This is a genomic window from Rhodoferax sp. TH121, from assembly GCF_002251855.1.
Classification (GTDB): Bacteria; Pseudomonadota; Gammaproteobacteria; order Burkholderiales; family Burkholderiaceae_C; genus Allorhodoferax.
Map to the genome: position 1 here is coordinate 36,510 of NZ_NOXW01000020.1, position 19,417 is coordinate 55,926.

The 19,417-nt window shown below is 62.5% G+C and carries 19 protein-coding genes; 5 read left to right on the forward strand and 14 right to left on the reverse strand.

Features of this window, described 5'->3' with window-relative positions; genetic code table 11:
* Window positions 1-51 precede the first annotated feature (51 nt).
* On the forward strand, window positions 52-1,164 hold the full coding sequence (locus CHU94_RS06250) for a DUF2157 domain-containing protein (protein ID WP_176451940.1): 1,113 nt from the start codon (window positions 52-54) through the stop codon (window positions 1,162-1,164).
* 92 nt (window positions 1,165-1,256) lie between these two features.
* Here the strand turns inward: CHU94_RS06250 and CHU94_RS06255 are convergent, their stop codons facing one another.
* The 11 genes from CHU94_RS06255 to CHU94_RS06305 all read right to left on the reverse strand — a co-directional run bounded on the left by CHU94_RS06255 (window position 1,257) and on the right by CHU94_RS06305 (window position 10,309).
* Window positions 1,257-2,399 carry a branched-chain amino acid ABC transporter substrate-binding protein gene (locus tag CHU94_RS06255; RefSeq protein ID WP_094479245.1) on the reverse strand — a complete coding sequence of 381 codons (1,143 nt, stop codon included), beginning with the start codon at window positions 2,397-2,399 and terminating at the stop codon, window positions 1,257-1,259.
* Between the two features lie 219 nt (window positions 2,400-2,618).
* Window positions 2,619-3,209, reverse strand: coding sequence for a hypothetical protein (locus CHU94_RS06260; RefSeq protein WP_094477911.1), 591 nt, complete (start codon window positions 3,207-3,209; stop codon window positions 2,619-2,621).
* 27 nt (window positions 3,210-3,236) lie between these two features.
* Entirely contained in the window at window positions 3,237-4,397 is a 1,161-nt protein-coding gene (locus CHU94_RS06265; protein WP_094479248.1) for a branched-chain amino acid ABC transporter substrate-binding protein, read from the reverse strand.
* A 103-nt stretch (window positions 4,398-4,500) separates the two neighbouring features.
* Window positions 4,501-5,241, reverse strand: a complete 741-nt coding sequence (locus CHU94_RS06270; protein WP_176451941.1) for an ABC transporter substrate-binding protein — start codon at window positions 5,239-5,241, stop codon at window positions 4,501-4,503.
* A 9-nt stretch (window positions 5,242-5,250) separates the two neighbouring features.
* Window positions 5,251-5,976 (reverse strand): ABC transporter substrate-binding protein, encoded by a 726-nt coding sequence (locus tag CHU94_RS06275; RefSeq protein WP_094477915.1) that lies wholly within the window; start codon window positions 5,974-5,976, stop codon window positions 5,251-5,253.
* 29 nt (window positions 5,977-6,005) lie between these two features.
* The gene (locus CHU94_RS06280) at window positions 6,006-6,833 is read right to left on the reverse strand and encodes a LytTR family DNA-binding domain-containing protein (RefSeq protein ID WP_094477917.1); all 828 of its coding nucleotides are present in this window, start codon (window positions 6,831-6,833) and stop codon (window positions 6,006-6,008) included.
* The gene (locus tag CHU94_RS06285; protein WP_094477919.1) at window positions 6,830-7,864 is read right to left on the reverse strand and encodes a sensor histidine kinase; all 1,035 of its coding nucleotides are present in this window, start codon (window positions 7,862-7,864) and stop codon (window positions 6,830-6,832) included. The genes CHU94_RS06280 and CHU94_RS06285 overlap by 4 nt, the downstream gene beginning before the upstream one ends.
* Window positions 7,861-8,283 carry a DUF2306 domain-containing protein gene (locus CHU94_RS06290; protein WP_094479250.1) on the reverse strand — a complete coding sequence of 141 codons (423 nt, stop codon included), beginning with the start codon at window positions 8,281-8,283 and terminating at the stop codon, window positions 7,861-7,863. Before CHU94_RS06290 ends, CHU94_RS06285 begins: the two co-directional genes overlap by 4 nt.
* Before the next feature lie 17 nt (window positions 8,284-8,300).
* Entirely contained in the window at window positions 8,301-8,939 is a 639-nt protein-coding gene (locus CHU94_RS06295; protein ID WP_094477921.1) for a DUF2306 domain-containing protein, read from the reverse strand.
* Between the two features lie 26 nt (window positions 8,940-8,965).
* A complete protein-coding gene (locus tag CHU94_RS06300; protein WP_094477923.1) occupies window positions 8,966-9,763 on the reverse strand; it encodes a MipA/OmpV family protein in 798 nt (265 codons plus the stop codon).
* Window positions 9,764-9,772: 9 nt separating this feature from the next.
* Window positions 9,773-10,309 (reverse strand): DUF6622 family protein, encoded by a 537-nt coding sequence (locus CHU94_RS06305; RefSeq protein ID WP_094477924.1) that lies wholly within the window; start codon window positions 10,307-10,309, stop codon window positions 9,773-9,775.
* Between the two features lie 167 nt (window positions 10,310-10,476).
* On the opposite strand from CHU94_RS06305, the gene CHU94_RS06310 reads away from it, so the two are divergent.
* From CHU94_RS06310 to CHU94_RS06325, 4 genes are all read left to right on the forward strand, one after another.
* A complete protein-coding gene (locus CHU94_RS06310; RefSeq protein ID WP_094477926.1) occupies window positions 10,477-11,826 on the forward strand; it encodes an efflux RND transporter periplasmic adaptor subunit in 1,350 nt (449 codons plus the stop codon).
* 10 nt (window positions 11,827-11,836) lie between these two features.
* The gene (locus CHU94_RS06315; protein ID WP_176451989.1) at window positions 11,837-12,538 is read left to right on the forward strand and encodes an ABC transporter ATP-binding protein; all 702 of its coding nucleotides are present in this window, start codon (window positions 11,837-11,839) and stop codon (window positions 12,536-12,538) included.
* Window positions 12,535-13,770 (forward strand): ABC transporter permease, encoded by a 1,236-nt coding sequence (locus tag CHU94_RS06320; RefSeq protein WP_094477928.1) that lies wholly within the window; start codon window positions 12,535-12,537, stop codon window positions 13,768-13,770. Before CHU94_RS06315 ends, CHU94_RS06320 begins: the two co-directional genes overlap by 4 nt.
* A 66-nt stretch (window positions 13,771-13,836) precedes the next feature.
* Window positions 13,837-14,673 carry an undecaprenyl-diphosphate phosphatase gene (locus CHU94_RS06325; RefSeq protein WP_094477930.1) on the forward strand — a complete coding sequence of 279 codons (837 nt, stop codon included), beginning with the start codon at window positions 13,837-13,839 and terminating at the stop codon, window positions 14,671-14,673.
* 424 nt (window positions 14,674-15,097) lie between these two features.
* On the opposite strand, the gene CHU94_RS06330 is transcribed toward CHU94_RS06325, so the two are convergent.
* Genes CHU94_RS06330 through CHU94_RS06340 form a run of 3 tightly spaced genes read right to left on the reverse strand, consistent with a single transcriptional unit; the run spans window position 15,098 to window position 19,412 of the window.
* Window positions 15,098-16,807, reverse strand: a complete 1,710-nt coding sequence (locus tag CHU94_RS06330; protein ID WP_094477932.1) for a bifunctional diguanylate cyclase/phosphodiesterase — start codon at window positions 16,805-16,807, stop codon at window positions 15,098-15,100.
* Window positions 16,808-16,811: 4 nt separating this feature from the next.
* Window positions 16,812-18,602 carry an ATP-binding protein gene (locus tag CHU94_RS06335; protein WP_094477934.1) on the reverse strand — a complete coding sequence of 597 codons (1,791 nt, stop codon included), beginning with the start codon at window positions 18,600-18,602 and terminating at the stop codon, window positions 16,812-16,814.
* Window positions 18,603-18,608: 6 nt separating this feature from the next.
* Window positions 18,609-19,412 (reverse strand): alpha/beta fold hydrolase, encoded by an 804-nt coding sequence (locus CHU94_RS06340; RefSeq protein ID WP_094477936.1) that lies wholly within the window; start codon window positions 19,410-19,412, stop codon window positions 18,609-18,611.
* Between the last annotated feature and the right edge of the window lie 5 nt (window positions 19,413-19,417).

The window sequence follows — 19,417 nt, forward strand, 5'->3', positions numbered from 1 at the left end:
TAGGAGCCCGCCTGTGGTACATATGCGGCAAAACCACAGCAGGTATGCACCATGCACATCAAAGACTTTACGGACACTGCCAATCTGGTGGTGGAGCTGCGTTTGCAGGATTTGAAGGAGGCTGCGCGTGATGGCGTGGTGACCGAAGCGCAGGCCCAGAGCCTGTGGCAACGCTGGAGCCATGGCGCCCCGGCACACACGCAGCCGCCCGTGCAGGTGCATGCAGCACCGGCCTTTGGGTTTGTGAATGTGTTGTATTACTTTGGCGGCTTGGTTGCCATTGGCGCCATGAGCCTGTTCATGACGCTGGGATTTGAGTCATTGGGCGCGGGGGCGCTGCTGGCGATTGCGCTGGGCTACATGGTGGCGTGCCTGTTGGTGGCTGACCATTTCAAAACGCGTGGCCTGCGTGTGCCTGCGGGCTTGCTGGCCACGCTGGCGGTGGTTCTGGTGCCGCTGGCAGTCTGGAGTGCGCAGAGCCTGGCTGGGCTGTGGCCGCCCGGTGGGCCTGAGGCGTTTTCGAGCTACCACACGCGCATTGACTGGCGCTGGATCACGCTTGAATTTGCCACGCTGGCTGCAGGCGTGGTGATGCTGTGGCGCTACCGCTTGCCTTTCATGGTGATGCCGCTGGCGCTGACGCTTTGGTACATGAGCATGGATGTGGCCAATGCCCTGCTCAACGACCATGGCTGGGAGTGGGCGTTCATGCGCGATGTGTCGCTGGTGTTCGGCATCGGCACGGTGGCCATGGCGATGTGGGTGGATGTGCGCAGCCGTTTGTCCAAGACCACAGAGTGGCGGCAGGACTTCGCGTTTTGGCTCTATATCTTTGGCACGCTGATGTTTTGGTGTGGCCTGAGCCTGCGCGAGTCGGACTCGGAGTTGGGCAAGTTGGTGTATGCGCTGATCAATCTGGTGCTGGTGATGGCGGGCGCAGCGATTGGGCGGCGCGTGTTCACGGTGTTTGGTGCGTTGGGTGTGGCGCTGTACTTGGGCCATTTGTCGCACGAGGTGTTCAAGGACAGCCTGCTGTTCCCGCTGGCGCTGACGCTGCTGGGCTTGGGTGTGGTGGCCCTCGGCGTATGGTGGCAGCGGCATGAATCCGCCATTGCCGCGCGGCTGGCGCGGTATGTGCCGGTGGGCTTGCAGCCACGCGGCTGATACGGCCAAGCGGCCATAAAAAAAAGCGCACCAAGAGGTGCGCTTTTTTGTGCGTGTCCAGGCAGCTCGCGCTGCCAGGAACCGCATCGCTATTAGCGAATGACGGAGACCTTCTCCAGCTTGCCGCCCTTGACGGTCTTCAGGGTCAGTGCGCCGTTCAGGATGTCGCCCTTGTTGTCAAAGGAGATGTTGCCTGTCACGCCCTTGAAGTCTTTGGTAGCTGCCAACACGGGCAGGTACTTGGCGGGGTCAGAGGAACCAGCCTTGACCATGGCGGCAACCATGACCTTCACGCCGTCGTACACGTAGGGTGCGTACACTTGAACGTCAGCATTGAACTTGGCCTTGAACTTCTTGTCGAAATCAGCACGTGCTTTTTCGAAGGGGCTGCCAGCTTCGATACCACCGGCTTCAGCGCAGTAGACTTGGTTGTCAGCCACGGCGTCGCCAGCCAACTTCACCAGTTCGGTGGAGCAGATGCCGTCGCCACCCATGAACTTGGCGTTGATGCCCAGGGACTTCATCTGGCGCAGCATGGGGCCGGCAACAGCGTCCATACCGCCGAAGAACACGACGTCAGCCTTCTTGCCCTTGATGGTGGTCAGGATGGCGTTGAAGTCGGTAGCCTTGTCGGTGGTGAATTCAGTAGCAACCACGTTGCCGCCAGCGGCCTTCACAGCCTTGGTGAACTCTTGTGCCACGCCTTGGCCGTAAGCGGTACGGTCGTCGATCACAGCAATGGCCTTGCCCTTGAGGGTGGACACAGCGTACTTGCCCAGTGTGCCGCCCAGTTGAGCGTCGTCAGCCACCAAGCGGAAGGCTGTCTTGAAGCCTTGGCGTGTGTACTTGGGGTTGGCAGCGGAGGGAGAGATTTGGGGGATACCAGCTTCGCTGTAAATGCTGGAAGCGGGAATGGTGGTACCGGAGTTCAGGTGACCAACCACGCCAACAACCTTGGCATCAGCCAGCTTTTGGGCGACTGCAGTGCCTTGCTTGGGGTCAGCAGCGTCGTCTTCGGTCATCAGCTTCAGGGTGACCTTCTTGCCGCCGATGGTCACGCCAGCAGCGTTCAGTTCTTCAACGGCCAAGATGGCGCCGTTTTCGTTGTCTTTACCCAAGTGGGCAATCGCACCGCTGGTGGGGCCGACGTGGGCGATGGTAACGACCGCGTTTTGGGCAAAGGCCATGCCGGTAGACAGTGCCAGGGCAGCAGCAGCAACGATTTTCATCTTCATCATAAGAACTCCAGGTTAAAAAAGCGTGAATGTATCTCCACGGGATTGAACGTTAGCGCAAGTCCAGAGCACTGGACATCAGGCTTGTACTAAGGTCTGCGTACTATTCAAAGATCTAATGATGCATGAATTCCATTACTCCCAAAAGCGGGATTCGTAGGTGAAAACCCGTATTCATTTGGTGCCTCGCTGGCAGGTACGCACCGCCACAGTGCATGCTCAGGCAAGCAGGGTTTGGGCAAAGGTGTTGATGGCTTCGACGTCGGGTTTGAGCGCCGTGTAGTGCAAGCCCTCGCGGACAAGGGTGGCGCGCAGGCCCCGGTCCACCTCGCGGGCCTGGTCTTCGTCCTGGAAACGGCCGGTGTGCACGTATTTTTTGTCGCCGCGCTCCACAAACACATTGATGTTGTTGTGCTGGCGGTACCACTCCAGGATTTGCGCGCGGGTTTTGGCCACGTCGCAAATGTTTTCGGGGTAGTGCTCGTTGTAGTAAAGCACTTGGGGCAGGGAGCACTCGGTGATGAGGAACTGCACCTGGCCATCAAGCAGGTTGAGCATCTCGTACTGGCGCTGGGCGATGAAGTACTGGTTCTTCAGCACCTCGAAGTTTTGCTGCCAGACCAGGGACTTGGCGTAGTCGGGGATGGTTTCTACCGTGCGGTTGTGCAGGTGCAGGTAGAGGATGATGGCCGAGGAGATGAGCGATTTGTCACACCCCGGCCCGCCGATGACGTTGATGACCTTGGTGGGGTACAGGCGCATCTTGCTCTCTGGCAAGGTGTTGGGCACTGTGGTGTAACGCAAGGTCATGGGTGGTCTCCTGCTGACGGTGGGGGCTTACCAGTTGTCTGAGCGCATCTGCGATTCCCACAGACCGCCGTTGGCACTGTACACCCCAATCACGCCATAGCGTTGCTCGCCCTGGGCGTCCCACTTCATGGAGCCGGTGACGGGCGCGTAGCCGTCGATCTTTTTCAGGGTGGTGGTAATGTCCTGGGGTTTGGCCGACTCGGCGCGGCGGATGGCCGCAGAGATGACGTACATCGCGTCATAGGTGTAGTGGCCTGCGTAGGCGGGATCGATTTTGTACTTGGCGCGGTATTTGTCGAGGAAGGCGCTACCAGCGGTGAATTCGCGCGCTTCGAGGATGGGGGAGGTGGCAAACAGGCCGTTGGCCACACCGGCGCCCTTGAGCATCAGGGTGGTCTTGATGGTGTCGCCACCCAGCACCTTGATGTTGGTGTAGCTGATGGCTTTGAGTGCGTCGAGCAGGGCCACGATCTGGAAATCGTTGAGTGTGGAGACCACCACTTCCACACCCGTCTCCTTGATCTTGGCGGCCAGCTCGTCAAATTTGGTGGTCTTGTCGTCGAACGACTGCTGCAGTACCACCTCTTTCTTGGCAGCTTTCAACTGGGCCCCAGCTCCAGCGGCGAGGTCTTTGCCGTAGGGTGTGCCATCGTCCAGCAGGGCGAACTTGGTGCCAGAGAACTGCGACGCCGAGTAGCTGCCAATGGCCTTGGCTTGCAGATTGTCGTTGGCGACCAGGCGGAAGGTGGTGTCCAGGCCCAGTTCTGTGAACTTGGGGTTGGTGGAGATGGCCAGTTGCGGGATGCCCTTGGCGGCATAAATGGGGGCGGCGGCAATACTTACGCCCGAGTTCAGATGGCCGATCACGGCCACCACACCAGCGTCTACCAATTGCTGGGCCACTTCTTTGCCGGTGTCGGCGCTGGCGCGGTCATCTACCGCGACCACTTCAAAAGTCACGGCCTTGCCCTTGACCTTGAAGCCTTCCTTGTTGAGCTCTTCCACGGCAAGGTTCACGCCATTGAGCAAATCCTGGCCTAGCGCCGAGAGGTTGCCGGTGAGTGGCTGCGCCACCCCAATTTTGATGACCGAAGGGACGGAGTCGCAGCCCTGGAGCAGGGCACTGGACAGAACGGCGGACAGGGTCAGCAGGCGCACAGCGCCGCGGCGCGAGAGATTCAGTTGCATCATGGGGTTCCAGGTAGGAGAAGGGGCACATTGTAGGGAGGGAGCCTGTTCTCGCAACCACCGTGCCACGCAGGTTTGCTTGTGGTAAACCCCTAGGGCGCAGTCAGTCACACTGCGACCGATACTCCTTGAGCGCCTGGGCCTGTACTTTCTTGATGGTGCCGTCCGCCGCCATGCGCCGCAACACCGCGGTGACTTTGGGGATCAGGGCTGCGTGGCGCATGTGCAGGAAGTGATAACCCGGCGCAGTCTCCAGCGATGGCTGCAGCAACTGCACCTTGCGCAGCCCCAGAGTCTTGATGAGGCAGCTGTTGAAGCGTGAGTCCACCACCACATCGGTGCGGCCCAGTTCCAGCTTGCGGAACAGGCTTTCCACACTGCTGGCAGTGTCGGTGCGCATGCCTTGCAGCTTGGTCTCCAAATAGCCTATGCCTGCAATGTGGCCAATCACATAGGGCCGCAACGACGCATAACCCTGGGGAACGATGTCGCCCCGGGTGGCATAGACCGCGGCTTCTTCATAGGAGATCGGTACCTCAATGCGCACTTGGGTAATTGCGATGTCGGGCGTGACACCCAAGCCCACTCCATCGACCTCGTCGGCTTGTGCGTAACCGCGACGCACTGGCAGTTTGGTGTACTGCACTTCCACGCCCAGTTCCTGGTAGGCGAGGGCCAACACACGCTGGGCCATGGTCACGCTCAGGCGGTCTTCGGGCGGAATGGCAAATACCAGCGGCGCTGCCGTGCTGCCTGCAGCAGCACCTGCCAAGGTGAGCAGGGCTGCACACCGGCGCAAGTGATGGCCGGTGCGGTGGGTTAGACAGTCAGTGCGCTTGCGCATGGGCATTATTTAACCGCACAGGGCTTGGTGCTCCCGCAAGGCGGCGGCATGGATTTTCTTGATGCTTCCTTCCGTTTCCATTTTGCGCAGTACCGCGGTGATGCGGGGTAGCAGCGCGGCATGTTTGGTGTGCAGAAAGTGGTAGCCCGGCAGCACTTCCAACGAAGGTTGGAGCATCACCACTTTGTTGAGCCCCAGCTGTTTGATCAGGCAGCCGTTAAAGCGGGATTCGGTCACCAGGTCGGTGCGGCCTAGCTCCAGTTTGCGAAACAGGGCTTCCAGGTTGGGCGCAGGGTCGGTGCGCAGGCCTTGCAAGCGTTGCTCGAAGTAGCGCACGCCGGCAATGTGTCCCACCAAATAGGGTTGCAGCGATGCGAAGCCATTGGGCGCGAAGTCTCGCCGCGTGGCCCACACCACCGTTTCTTCGTAGGCGATGGGAACGTCGACCCGCAGCAGGCTGGGGGCTAGCTCCAGTGACACGGTCATGCCCAGCCCATCGACTTCGCCGATCTCTGCCTGCGCGTAGCCGCGCCGGATCGGCAAGGGGGTGAACGTCAGCTCGATCCCCAGTTCTTTGTAGGCGGCACTCAGCACGCGTTGTGCCAGAGTTTTGCTAAAGCGTTCGTCACTGGTGACGGCAAAGTTCAGCGTGTTGCCCAGTGGCTGGGCCATGGCGATACCGCTCAGCGCGACCAGCGCGCAGATGCACAACCGTGCACCACGGAGCAATGCCATGGGTCTCCTCCTTCTTTTTGCGCCGGCGCCTACATCGCCTTGAAGCGATGGGCATACAGCCGACTGACCGGGAGTTTTTCACTTCTGTGGTGCAAGGTCAAGCTCAGGCGCCCGGCCTCATCACGGCTCACGCTGCGGATGCCCTGCACCCGCACGACGGTACCCCGGTGGACCTGCCAAAAGGTCTGGGCATCCAGCTGGGGCAGCAGCTCTTTGAGTGGGGTGCGCAGCAGGTACTCCTGGGTGGCGGTGAGTACACGCAGGTACTTGTCGGCAGCCTCCAGGTAGAGGACGTCTTCCACCGGAATGAGGTGGATGTGGTTGCCCACGCTGGCTTGCAGCACCTGCAAAGGGGCGAGGCCTGGCGCCGCAATGGGGGCCAGCAAGCCGCGCAGCTGCGCCAGTGCCGCCTCCAGTGGCTCACTGATTGCGCCTGTTTCAGGAGCTGGATGCGCAGTATTGGCGAGGGTTTTCTGCAGTTTTGACACCGTTTTTTGCAGGCGGACGGCCTGTACGGGCTTGAGCAGGTAGTCCACCGCCTGGGCTTCAAAGGCCTGCACTGCGTACTGGTCATAGGCGGTCACGAACACCAGCGCCGGGAAGGGCTTGGCCTGCGTATCTGCGGTAGGCCAGGTGTCGGCCAATTCGGCTGCCGCCTCCAGCCCGCCCAGACCAGGCATGCGGATGTCGAAGAACAAGACGTCGGGCTGCAGTGCGAGTGCTGCTTCGACAGCGGATGCACCGTCGCCCACCGTGCGCAGCACCTGCAAGGCGGGCCATGCGCGGGCCAGTTCAGCCTGCAGGGCCTGCGCCAATAGCGGCTCGTCTTCGGCGATCAGGGCAGTAGCTTGGCTCATGTTTCTAAGGGAAAAGTGATGCTAACCAGCGTACCACCTGCGCGAGCAGCTCCTGTTTTGATAGTGCCCAAGGTGCCAAATGTGGTGTGCAGCCGGTCCTGGACCTGCTGCAGGCCAAAGCCCTTGCGCCGCGAGTCGGCCGGTGGCAAGCCCAGGCCCGTGTCTTCCACCTCCAGGCACAGCAGGTCGTCTTGGCGGGTAGCGCTCACGCGCACGCGGCCTCCTTCGACCTTGGGCTCCAGGCCATGTTGGATGCTGTTTTCGACCAGGGGCTGCAACAGCAAGGGGGGGACAGGGTGCTGGCGCAGGGCGTCGGGTAGCTCCAGCGTGAACTGCAGGCGCGCGCCCATGCGGATGGCCATGAGCTCCAGGTAGTCCTGCAGGCGGGCGAATTCGTCGGCGAGTGTGTGCGGCCGGCCGGGGTCGGCGCGCGATGCGCTGAGCGTGGCGCGCAGGTAGTCAATCATGTGGTCGAGCATGGTCTGGGCGCGCGGCGGGTCCAGGGCAATCAGGGCACGCAAGTTGGCCAGGGTGTTGAACAACATGTGGGGGTCGAGCTGGGCTTCCAAGAGGCGCAGCTGGGCTTCGCTGGCCTGGCGGCGCGCGGTTTCCGCTTTCTCGCGCTCAACGGCCAGCACTTCCCGGCTGACAAACTCGTGGGTGAGCACTGTGCCCGCTACCAGGCTCAAGAACAGCATGCCCCAGGCCTTGTGGGGCGAAGTCACCCAGTAGTGAAGCGCGGTTCCGCCCAGAATCAGGTCGGCCACAAAATTGCCGAAGAAAAAGCCCAGCACCACACCAATGGGAACGATTGCCACCAGTCGGCGCATCTGTGTCGACCAGTCGTGCAGGAACAAGAAACGCCCCACATCGATGGCCGCACCAATGCTCAGGCCTATGCATTGGGAGTAGACCAGGTTGTCCCACAAGGAATGCTCGCCAAACAGCGTGATGCCGATCGCAATCACCGTGTTGAGCGTGACGGTTTTCCACAGGCCGTAGCCCACGGTGGTGAAGTTTCTGCGGCTCATGTGGGCAAGTATGCCGCGAGCCACTGCCCCCAAAGCAACTGGCCGAGGTAGCGACCGGGCAGCAGGGTAAACACGCCAGCGCCCACACAGGCGCCCAGGTAGAGCTGCTGCATGGTTTTGCGGTGGCCCGCAATGTTCTTGCGGGCCAGAAACCAGAAGGCTCCGCACAAAGAGAACAGGGTGACTGGTACCAGCAGGTGAATGGGGGTGTAGCCAGCGATATTGGGCAGTGAAAAATCACGGATGAACATGGCCGACACGGCGGTCACCACCATCAGCACCACCCAGGTGTAGCCGGCTACACGGTGCAGGCGTGCCCGCTGGACTGCCCCCTTGCGTGCCCACAAGGCAATGGGCCCGACCGCCAGTGCGGCAAGTGCTGCGCCCATGTGCAGGGCGATCACAGGAGTGAGTTGCATGGAGCCTCCTTGCGGGTTCAGGCCGAGGCGGTGCGGCGCAGGCGGCGGACCACCCACTCGGCCACCAACAAATTGGGTACCCAGCAGAGCCAGGCGATTACGCGGTATGCCTCTTCGAAAGGCAGGCCAGCCACCATGCTGGCGGGAATGTAGATGCGCAGCGTAATGGCAGCCAGGGTGAGGGCGTAGCTACGCAGCATCCAGTCGCGGTGGGCCGTGCGTTGGTTGCGCCGCATGGCCACAAACCCCAGCCCTGTGCTGAGCAACCACAGCACGGCGAGCAGCCCGAACCCCCACTCGGAGACTGGCCCGCCCTGGGCCTGCAGGGCCATTGACAAACCACTGGCGCCACCCAGCAGCACAGCCAGCACATACAGACGCCCCAGCCAGCGGTGCAGAACCAGGTGGCGCGTGCGAATGGCGCGATTGATTTGCAGGGCACCTGCCACCAGTGCCAGTGGGCTGCAAGCGAAATGTACAAATGCTCCCACGGGCTGGCGGGCCAACAGGCTGGCGGCAAAGTCCGGCGGATTGCTGGCCGCGAGCAGCCACAGGGCGTAGGCCGCCACGCCGAGTGCCAGCAGCATCAGGGTGGACCAGCCGGTCCATTGCATCCGGCTGTACGTCGCGGGATGGGAGATAGAGGGGCTTCTCATGGGAGGTGGCTTTCGGTGCTTGGGGGTCAGAAGGCGTAAGACAGTGCCAGCACGGCCGTGGTGGTATTGCTGCTGCGGGACACGGGGCTGTTTTTGGCGGCATCGCCGAGCACGCCGCCGGACACGGCCGCGGTGGCAAACGTGCGTGGGTTGATGGCATAGGTCAGTGATAGGCCCAGTCGTGCATCGCGCAGGCCCGCGTCGGGTGTGTAGAGCACATACCCGCTGCGTGCCGCCTGTTGGGCGTCCACGCCAAAGTAGCTCTGCATGTGTTGGCGGTCTGCCAGCGATATTCCCAGCGAGCCGCCCAGCCGCCAGCGGGGGGCCAGCGCCGCTGAGTAGCCCACACCCAGGTCCACGACGGAGCCATTGCTGCTGTTGCCGGAGCCCCACCGCACCGAGCCTGTGAGGGCCAAGCCATCTGCCGGTGCGTAGGTCACAAAACCACCCAGCTCGGGCTTGGCGTCGATATCGCCCATGCCTTGCAGGGCCGCGGTATCACGACTTTGTCGGCCCGGGTCGGCAGTCAGGCGCAGGCCGTACTGCAGTGCGGGCTTGCGGGAGAAGTTGTAGCCCACCCCATTGTCCAGCCCGGCAAACCAGCCATTGGCCCACTGGTAGCTGAAGACCGGAAAGCCCAGCGTCTTGCGCTGGTCGCTGCCCAGGTACTCCGGGGTGGAGATGGCCGCCAAGCCGACCGAACCACCATCGGTGCCGGGGGGCGCGTGGTGCAGTTGCACGGCGTCAAAAACCTGGGCGCTGGCCGGGAGGGCTGCCACCACCAGGGTGGCCCACAGGATGTGGCGAGGAGTCAAGGCAGGCATGGGCACTCCTCAGGCGGTGGCTTGGGTAACAGTGGGGGTGTGGTGCCACTGGGCGTCGGTTCGGGCGGCCAGCTTCCACAGGCGCAGGCTGCGTCCCAACAAGACGCCGCTGCACAGGCCATACATCCCGGCCACCGCACTGCTTGCCAGGGCGGATTGCAGCTGTGCGGGTGCCAGTGCCTGGCTGGCACCCACAGCGTATTTGGTGAGGAAGATGCCCATCATCAACGCCAGGGGGACTGCGCTGCCCGGCACGGTGAAACGCTGTAGTGCCAGGTCATAGCGGGCGCTGGCGGGCAGGGGGCGACGCAGCACCAGGGCGGCAGCGCCCAGCGCCACCACGACCCACAGCAGCAGGACTGTTGGGTGGCCTGCTGCCACGGACAACGTGCCGTACATCGACAGGCCCACAAGTGCCAGCGGCAGCACAGTGACCCGGGCCCAGCCCATCTGCTGGGTCAGGGTTTGGCGCAGGCCCAGCACCAATAGACCCAGCAACAGCGGCCAGACCCAGACGGGGGTGTTGGAGACAAAGAGATAGAACATGGAAGGACTCCTGAGGGGTTCAACAAGGGATGGGCAGACTGTGCCGGCCCCAGCCATTTGGGGCGAGCCCCTTGCGACGGAATGCTGTTTTGGCGCCGTGAAATGCAAAAACGGGGGCTTTAGGCGGGTGCCACAGGACTGCCATCGGGCCTTTCTAGAATTGGGGCATGAACAGAATATGGATAGGTAGCGCTGCGGTGCTGGTCGCGGTGCTGGGCGGTGGCGCATGGTGGTGGCAGCAGAGCGGGGAAGGCCGCCAGGTGGAGTACCGCACTGCGCCGATTAGCCGCGGCAATTTGCAAGCCACGGTGGCCGCCAGCGGTGCGGTAAGCCCGGTGGCACAAGTCAGTGTGGGCACGCAGGTGAGCGGCCAGATCCGCGAGGTGCTGGTGGACTTCAACAGCGAAGTCAAAGCGGGCCAGCTGATCGCGCAGATTGACCCCGAGACCTTTGAATACCGCGTGCGATCGGCCCAGGCCGATGTGGATGCCGCTGGCGCCGCTGTGCTGACCGCACAGGCCAATGTGGTGGCAGCGCAGACCCAGGTGTCGCGTGCGCAGGTGGACCTGAATGAGGCCCAGCGCGACTTTGAGCGCAAACAAAGCTTGGTGGAGAAGCAGTTCATCGCCCAGAGTGAGGCCGACAAGGCACGTGCCCTGCTCAACACCAGCACGGAGGCTTTGAAGGCGGTGCAAGCCCAGGTGGGTGTGGCGCAGGCCCAGGTCAAGACGGCCCAGGCCAATGTGGTGCAACGCCAGGCGGCGCTGGCGCAGGCACGGATTGACCTGGCGCGCACGCGCATCACCTCGCCGGTGAACGGCATCGTCATCAAGCGCACCATCGAGCGGGGCCAGACTGTGGCCAGCAGTCTGCAGTCGCCCGAGTTGTTTGTGATTGCGCAAAACCTCTCCGACATGCAGGTGGAGGCCGCCATTGACGAAAGTGATGTGGGCCGCCTGCAGCCCGGGCAAAAGGCCAGCTTTAACGTGGATGCCTTCCCGGGCCAGACCTTTGAAGGCGAAATTCGCCAGGTGCGCAAGGCCGCTACCAATGTGGCCAATGTGGTGACCTACGTCGCCATCGTGCGGTTTGCCAATGTGCAAGGCAAGCTGCTGCCCGGCATGACAGCCAATGTGCGGGTGGTGACCGAGCAGCGCGAGAACGTGCTCAAGGTGCCCAACGCGGCCTTGCGCCTGCGTATTGAGGGGGTGGAGCCCGCGGCACCGGCTGCTTCGGCTGCGTCGGCATCCGGTGCACGTGCGCCAACTCCGCGCCCCGAGGGCGGCGCGGCGCGTGGCGCAAACCGCAGCCGGGTGTATGTGATGGGCAGCGATGGCAAACCGTTGGCCTATGCGGTGCGGGTGGGGGTGTCGGATGGCAGCAGCACCGAGCTGATCTTGCCGCCAGATTCTCCTGCAGCTACGGCATTGCGCGAGGGCGTGGAGGTGTTGGTGGGTACCCAGCTGCAAGGCGGCGCTGCGGCACCGCGCAGCAATGGCCCGCGCCCCCCGTTTTGAGGCGGGCACGATGTCACCCACGACCCAAGTGCACGCCCTGATCCAGGCGCGTGACCTGACCAAAAGCTATGCCATGGGCGGCCAGACGGTGCACGCGCTGCGTGGTGTGTCCCTGGACATTGCCGAGGGTGAGATGGTCGCCATCATGGGCGCCTCGGGATCGGGCAAGTCCACCCTCATGAACATCCTGGGCTGCCTGGACCAGCCCAGTGCGGGCAGCTATGTGTTGGCCGGGGAGCCGGTGCAAGACATGGCACCCGATGCGCTGGCCAGTATCCGCAACCGGCGGATTGGTTTTGTGTTCCAGCAGTTCAACCTGCTGCCGCGTACCAGTGCCTTGGAGAACGTGGAGCTGCCCATGGTCTACGCCGGGGTGCCCGCCGTCCAGCGCCGGGAGCGCGCGCGCGCTGCACTAGAGCGGGTGGGCCTGGGACAGCGCACCGGGCACACGCCGGCCGAACTGTCCGGGGGGCAACAACAGCGCGTGGCGATTGCACGTGCCTTGGTGAACCAGCCGCAACTTATCCTGGCCGATGAGCCCACCGGCGCCCTCGACTCGCAGACCAGCGAAGACATCATGCAGCTGCTGACCGAGTTGAACCAGCAGGGCATGACCGTGGTGCTGGTCACGCACGAGGCGGATATCGCTGCTTGGGCGCAGCGCACCTTGGTGTTCAAGGACGGGCACATCGTGGAGGACTCACGACGATGAATACCTTTGCAGCGCTGCGCAGTGCATTGCGTTCGCTGGCGGCCAACACTTTGCGCAGCATCCTCACCATGCTGGGCATCATCATTGGGGTGGCGGCCGTCATCACCATGGTGGCGGTGGGACAAGGCGCTACCAACCGCGTGCAGGAGCAAATGAAGGGCCTGGGTTCCAACATCATGCTGGTGCTGCCCGGCGGTGTGTCGCAGGCTGGCGTGCGCCTGGGCGCGCAAACCCGCCAGCGCCTGACCGAAGAGGATGCCACCGCCATTGCGCTGGAAATTCCAGAGGTGCAGGTGGCGGCCCCCACGTCGCGCACCAGTGGGCAGCTGGTATTTGGCAATACCAACTGGGGCAGCAGCATCATTGGTGTGAACAACGACTACCTGGAAGCGCGCGACTGGCCACTGGCCAGCGGGCGGGTGTTTGATGCAGCGGAATTGTCCGGCTCGGCGAAGGTGGCCTGGATTGGCGCTACCGTGGCGCGCGAGTTGTTTGGTGATCAGGACCCTGTGGACCAGGTGATCCGGGTGCGCAACATTCCCATCACGGTCATCGGTGTGCTGGCGCCCAAGGGGCAGAACTCCATGGGCCAGGACCAGGACGATGTGGTGATGATTCCGCTGGGCACGCTGCGCAATCGCATTTGGGGCGGGGACGCCACCAGCCGCTTGAAGCGCGTAGGTGCCATCAGCGTGAAGGTGCGAGAAGGCCAGGACATGAAGGTGGTGGAGGCCAGCGTCAAGGATTTGTTGCGTCAACGCTTTAAGGTGCAGGAGGGCGCAGATGATCCTTTTGTGGTGCGCAACCTGACTGAAATTCTGCAGGCGCAAGAAGAGTCCAGCCACGTAATGACATTGCTGTTGGCTGCGGTGGCGGGCATCAGCCTGGTGATCGGCGGCATCGGCATCATGAACATCATGCTGGTGAGCGTGACCGAGCGCACGCGAGAGATTGGCTTGCGCATGGCGGTGGGCGCGCGCGGACGCGACATCCTGGCGCAGTTCCTCATCGAGGCGGTGACACTCAGCGTGTTGGGGGGCGCCATTGGCGTGGCGCTTGGCGCGCTGGCCACCTGGGGCGTGGGTCACTTTGCGGGTTGGCAGGTATCCCTCAGTGCTGGCGCGGTGCTGCTGGCGGTGGGTTTCTCCGGGGTGGTGGGCGTGTTTTTTGGCTATTACCCGGCGCGACGCGCCTCCAAACTGTTGCCGATTCAGGCGCTGCGCTATGAATAAGTGAGCTGCTCGCGCAGATAATACGGGGTCTAGAGGCCTATTTTGTTCTTAAATTGGGAGAGAGTTTTGGATATCACATTGCTGATCAAAGCGGCCATCATGGGCGTGGTGGAAGGGTTGACGGAGTTTCTGCCTATCTCCAGCACCGGCCATTTGATTCTGGCGGGCGCGCTGCTGGACTTTTTGGACCACGACAAGCGCCAGGTGTTTGAAATCGCCATCCAGACGGGCGCCATCTTTGCGGTCATCCTGGTCTACTGGCAAAAAATCCGCGATACGCTGGTGGCGCTGCCCACCGAGAAACAGGCGCAGCGCTTTGCCGTGAATGTGGCCATCGGGTTTGTGCCGGCCGTGTTGCTGGGCCTCTTGTTTGGCAAGTTCATCAAGGCGCATTTGTTCACCCCCACTATCGTTGCCACCACCTTCATCGTGGGTGGTTTCATCATCCTGTGGGCCGAGCGCCGCCAGGCCACCAACCCCAAAACCGTTCGTGTGGCCGATGTAGATGCCATGACACCTCTGGACGCGCTCAAAGTCGGACTGGTGCAGTGCCTGGCCATGGTGCCCGGCACCAGCCGCAGCGGCGCCACCATCATCGGCGGCATGCTTTTGGGCCTGTCGCGCAAAGCCGCGACCGATTTCTCATTCTTCCTGGCCATTCCTACCTTGATTGGGGCGGGGGGGTATAGCCTCTACAAGGAGCGGGCGCTGCTGTCCGTGGCGGATGTGCCGCTGTTTGCGGTGGGCTTGTTGGCGTCTTTTGTGAGTGCGTGGTTGTGCGTGCGCTGGCTGCTGAAGTTCATCTCTACCCACAGCTTTGTGGGGTTTGCGTATTACCGCATTGTGTTTGGCGTCATTGTGTTGGTGACGGCTTGGACGGGGGTAGTGACCTGGGCGGCTTGACGGCTTGCATCTTTTGGCGCCTGCACCGTTTTTTTTAACACCCACTCCCCCAGCCCCTCGCCCCGTCGGCGAGGGGAGCCTTTTAACAGCCAATTTGGTGGCTTTGCTCTGGCTACGGTGCTACAGACGCACCGTTGCCACTAGGTGGGTACGCCACGGCCAGAGCGAACGGTTGTGGTGAATGAAGAAATGTGGGTGCGGAGCCACTGGCGGGCGTCGCCGCCAGCGTTGGCATACCAACCTTTCCGAAGTACCCACAACCGCTGGCGCGGGCCGTGGTTTCAACACACGCTGACAACGTCACCCCAGTAGCCACGCATCCGGCGCAACACAACAAGATGTGGCTGTTAAAGGCTCCCCTCGCCGACGGGGCGAGGGGCTGGGGGAGTGGGTGTTAAAAAAGCGGTGCAACGCTTCGAAAAACCTAAGCCCCCCGATACCCCGAAAAACACAAAACCGCCTCCTCCGCCGGTACCGGTTTGCTAAACAGGTAACCCTGAAACTCCTCGCAGTGCAGTCCGCGCAAAAACTCCAATTGCTCCGCCGTCTCCACCCCTTCGGCCACCACCGTCATGCCAAAGCTGTGCGCCATCGCCACGATGGCTTTGGTGATGGCCGCATCGCCGGCGTCCTGGGTGATATTGCGGGTGAAGGCCTGGTCGATCTTCAGGGCGTCCAGTGGGTACTGCTTGAGGTAGGCCAGGCTGGAGTAGCCGGTGCCAAAGTCGTCCATGGCCAGCTTCACGCCCAGCGCCTTGCAGGCATGCAGCGTGGCCAGTGTGGAGGCTACGCTCTGTAGGGCCATGCTCTCGGTCACCTCCAGCTCCAGCATATGCGGGGGCAGGCCGGTGCTTGCTAGCACTTGGGCCACCAGCGCTGGCAGCTCTTGGCCTGCAAACTGGCGTACCGACAGATTCACCGCCATGCGGAAGTTGCTGTGGCCTTGGGCGAGCCACTGCGCAGCCTGGGTGGCGGCGGTGTGCATAACCCACTGGCCCAGCTGAACGATCACGCCACTTTGTTCTGCAATGGGAATGAATTCGGACGGGGGGATCCAGCCCAGGGTGGTGTGGTTCCAGCGCAGCAGGGCTTCAAATCCAACTACGGCGCCGCTGCGGATGTTGACCTGTGGCTGGTAGTAGACCTGAAGGTCCCCCTGTGCCATGGCGCGGTGCAGTTCGTTGTGGATTTGCAGTGAGCGCGCCACTTGGCGGTTCATCGCCGCGTCAAAGTACACATAGCTGCCGGGGCCGGTGGGTTTGGCATGGTGCAGTGCGGATTCGGCGTTCAGCAGCAGGGCGTGGGCGCTGTCGGCTTGTGCGGGGTACAGGCTGGTACCTGCGCTGGCCGTCAGAAACAGGGTGTGGCCGCTGACCTGGTAGGGCTCTGCCAAGCGGCGCAGCAGCTCGGCCGCCCGTGCGTTCAATCGGTCTTCTGAAGTCAGCCCGGCCATGCACACGGCGAACTGGTCGCCACCAATGCGGCCCACCACATCATGGGCCGTCGGTTGCTCCCACTGCGCGGAGTACAGGTTCAGGCGCTTGCCCACTTCACGCAGCACCAGGTCGCCCACACCGGTACCCAGTGACTCGTTGATTTTGGCAAACCCATCCAGACCCAGGCACAACAGGGCCACACCGCTATGGTGCTCCAGCGCGGACTCTAGCTGCTGCTCGAACAGGTCACGCCCGGGCAGGGCCGTGAGTGTATCGATCTGCATGGCGTAGCGGGTTTCATTCTGCAGGCGTTGGGCTGCTTGCTCCAGGCTGCTGCTGCGTTGCAGGCGGGCCTGCACGGCCTCCAGCAACTCGTCACGGCGGCAGGGCTTGGTGAGGTAGTCGTCGGCGCCCAGGTTCATGCCGGCGCGCACATCGGTGCGGTCAGCCTTGGCCGTGAGCATGATGATGGGAACGGTGGCGGTACGGCTGTCTTCCCGCAAGGCGCGGATCAGGCCATACCCATCCAGCAAGGGCATCATCACATCGGTGAGCACCAGGTCGGGCCGCAAGGCCTGTGCCTGGGCATACGCGTCGGCGCCGTCGCAGGCGGCCATGACTTCGTAGCCTTCGAGCTCCAGCATCCACTGCAGGTTTTCCCGCAGCGAGGGTTCGTCTTCGGCGATCAGGATGCGCATGGCCTCAGTCCTCGGCGGTACAGGGGTGGGTGGGCAGGGTGACGGTGAAGGTGCTGCCCTGGCCGACCTGGCTGCGCACCTGGATGCTACCCAGGTGGCAGGTCACCGCCTCTTTCACGATGGAGAGACCCAGCCCAGTGCCCGCGATGGGGCCCACATTGCTGGCGCGGTGAAAGCTCACAAACAGTTGGGCCTGGTCGGCCTCGGGGATGCCAATGCCCTGGTCGGACACGGTGAACACCAGTGCGCCGCCACGGTCTTGCACGGCAAAGCGCACCAGGCCGCCTTGCGGTGAGTACTTGATTGCGTTGGACAGCAGGTTGCCCACGATATTGCGGATCAGGGTGTCGTCCAGCCAGTACAGCTGCTCGGCCGGTGGCAGCTCCAGCTGCAATTGCACGCCGACCAGTTGGCGTGCCATGGCGCTACGCAACTCATCGACCAAACCATGGCAGAAGGTGGTAATGCCCAGAGCGCGGGGTTTGAACTCAAGCCGTCCGGCATCGGTGCGGCCAATCACCAGCACGTTTTCCAGCATATGGGTCATGCGCTCCACCGCGTCGTCAATTTTCTGCAGCGTCTGTTGTTTCTTGTCGGCCGGCATGCGGTCTTCGTAGTGCTGCAACAGCTCCACGGAGCCATGGATGGTGGCCAGTGGTGTACGGAACTCGTGCGAGGCCATGGTGATGAAGCGTGCCTTCAGGTCATTGAGCGCAATCTGTTGCTGCAGCGCCTGACGCTGGCTCTCTTCGGCCTGCATGCGTGCTGTGGCATCCATGACAAACAGCAGAGTGGCATCGCGCTGGCTCCACTCGATCAGCACGGCCGAAAGCTCCAGTGTGCGCACCTGACCATCTGCGGTGATGATGCGGAAGGTGTAGTTCACCTCCACCGTCTCGCCACGCAGGCGGCGTTGGTGTCGCTCCACCACGGTGGGCACGTCGTCGGGATGGATGGTGGCGGTAAAGGGCTGGGACAGCAGGTGGTCCAGCGGATGCCCGACGATGCGCACCATGCTGGGGTTGGCAAACACCATGCGTCCGTCTTGCACCACCACCACACCCACGCCCACGTTCTCGATCACCGAGCGGTAGCGCGCCTCGGAGTTGCGCATGTCTTCGATAGCCTGTTGGCGCTCCAGCGCTGCGCCCACGTGATTGGCCACAAAACTCAGGATGTCTGCATCGGCCCCTGAATAGCGCACGTGGGGTTCGTACCCCTGCACTACCAGTACGCCGCGCACCCGGCCCTGCATTTGCATGGGCACGCCCAGCCAGCTGCTGAAGGTGAGGTCGCCCGAGGCCTCGGTGATTTCGCCACTGGTCTGCAGTTGCACAAAACGAGCGGCATCGATCACCTCGGGCCGGGCTGTGCGCAGCACAAACTCGGTCATGCCACGCTTACGCAGCACGCCGTAGCGTTGCATGGTGTCGCCGTCCTTTTCGTCCTCGTAATAGGGGTAGTCCACCGTGTTCTTGGACGGGTGGCTCAGGCAGACATAGAAATTCTTGGCGTACAGCAGCTCGCCCAGCAGCTTGTGCACAGCCTTCAAAAAATCATAGAGGGTGAGCCCGGCCGTGGCACGCTCAGCAATGCGGTAGAACACGCTTTGCAACGCTTCGGCCTTCTTTTGTTCCAAGGCATCGGCCTGAAGCTCGCGGGTACGCCGCTCCAGCCATTGGCTGGCCAGGATTTGTTGTTCGTCCAGTGCGGCTTGGAGTTGCCGGTTTTTGGACTGCAAGGCCTGAACCTGTTCTTGCAGTCGGTCCAATTGCGCTTGCAGGCTGGTGTCCATGCGGCGTCAGCGCTCCATGTTCCGCAAGGCGGCTTCCAGCGCTGCGGCGGTGGCGAGCGGCTTTTCCATGGGGAAAAGGTGGCTGCCGTCGAGCATCATGATGCGGCCCTTGGTGACCTTTTCGGTCATGGCCATGCCGACCTGTTTCATTTCCTCGGACTGGTCACCGCCAATGAAGGTGACCGGGCACTTCACCGGATGGCGTGCGAGCAAGCGGTCCAGGTTGTTGGGTAGGGTGTTGTAGAAGGCGGTTTCGATGGCCCGGTCAAAGGCCAGGCTGCGTTTGCCGTCTGCGTCTTCACCAAACGCATCTACATAGTCCATCAGCACCTGGGCATCCCATTTGGCAAATGCCTTCTTGTGTTGGAAATGCTCAAATGCGGCCTGCACACTGGGCCAGCTGTTGCGGCGCTGGCGGCTTACCGCGCCGGGCGAGATGGAGCCTACCAGTTGCGTGGTCTTGGCAAGGCCCAGCACCTGGGAGCGCCAGCCGCCCAGAATGGGCGAGTCGATCAGCACCACGCCTTTGGCCAATTCGGGATGGCGGGCCGCCGCCATCAGGCTCAAGAATCCGCCTAGCGAGTGGCCCACCAGCCAAACGGGCTCCCCCACTTTGTCCACCACTTTGGTGGCGTAGTCCACCAGTTGCTGGACCACATGGGGCCAGTTGTCCGTGACGGGGTAGCGGGGATCGTGGCCGTACTTGTCAACAGCTTTGACAGAGTAGCCGCGGGCCTTGAGGCTCTTGAATAGCACCTTGTAGGTGCTTGCGGGGAAGCTGTTGGCGTGGGAGAAAACGATGGTGGACATCAAGA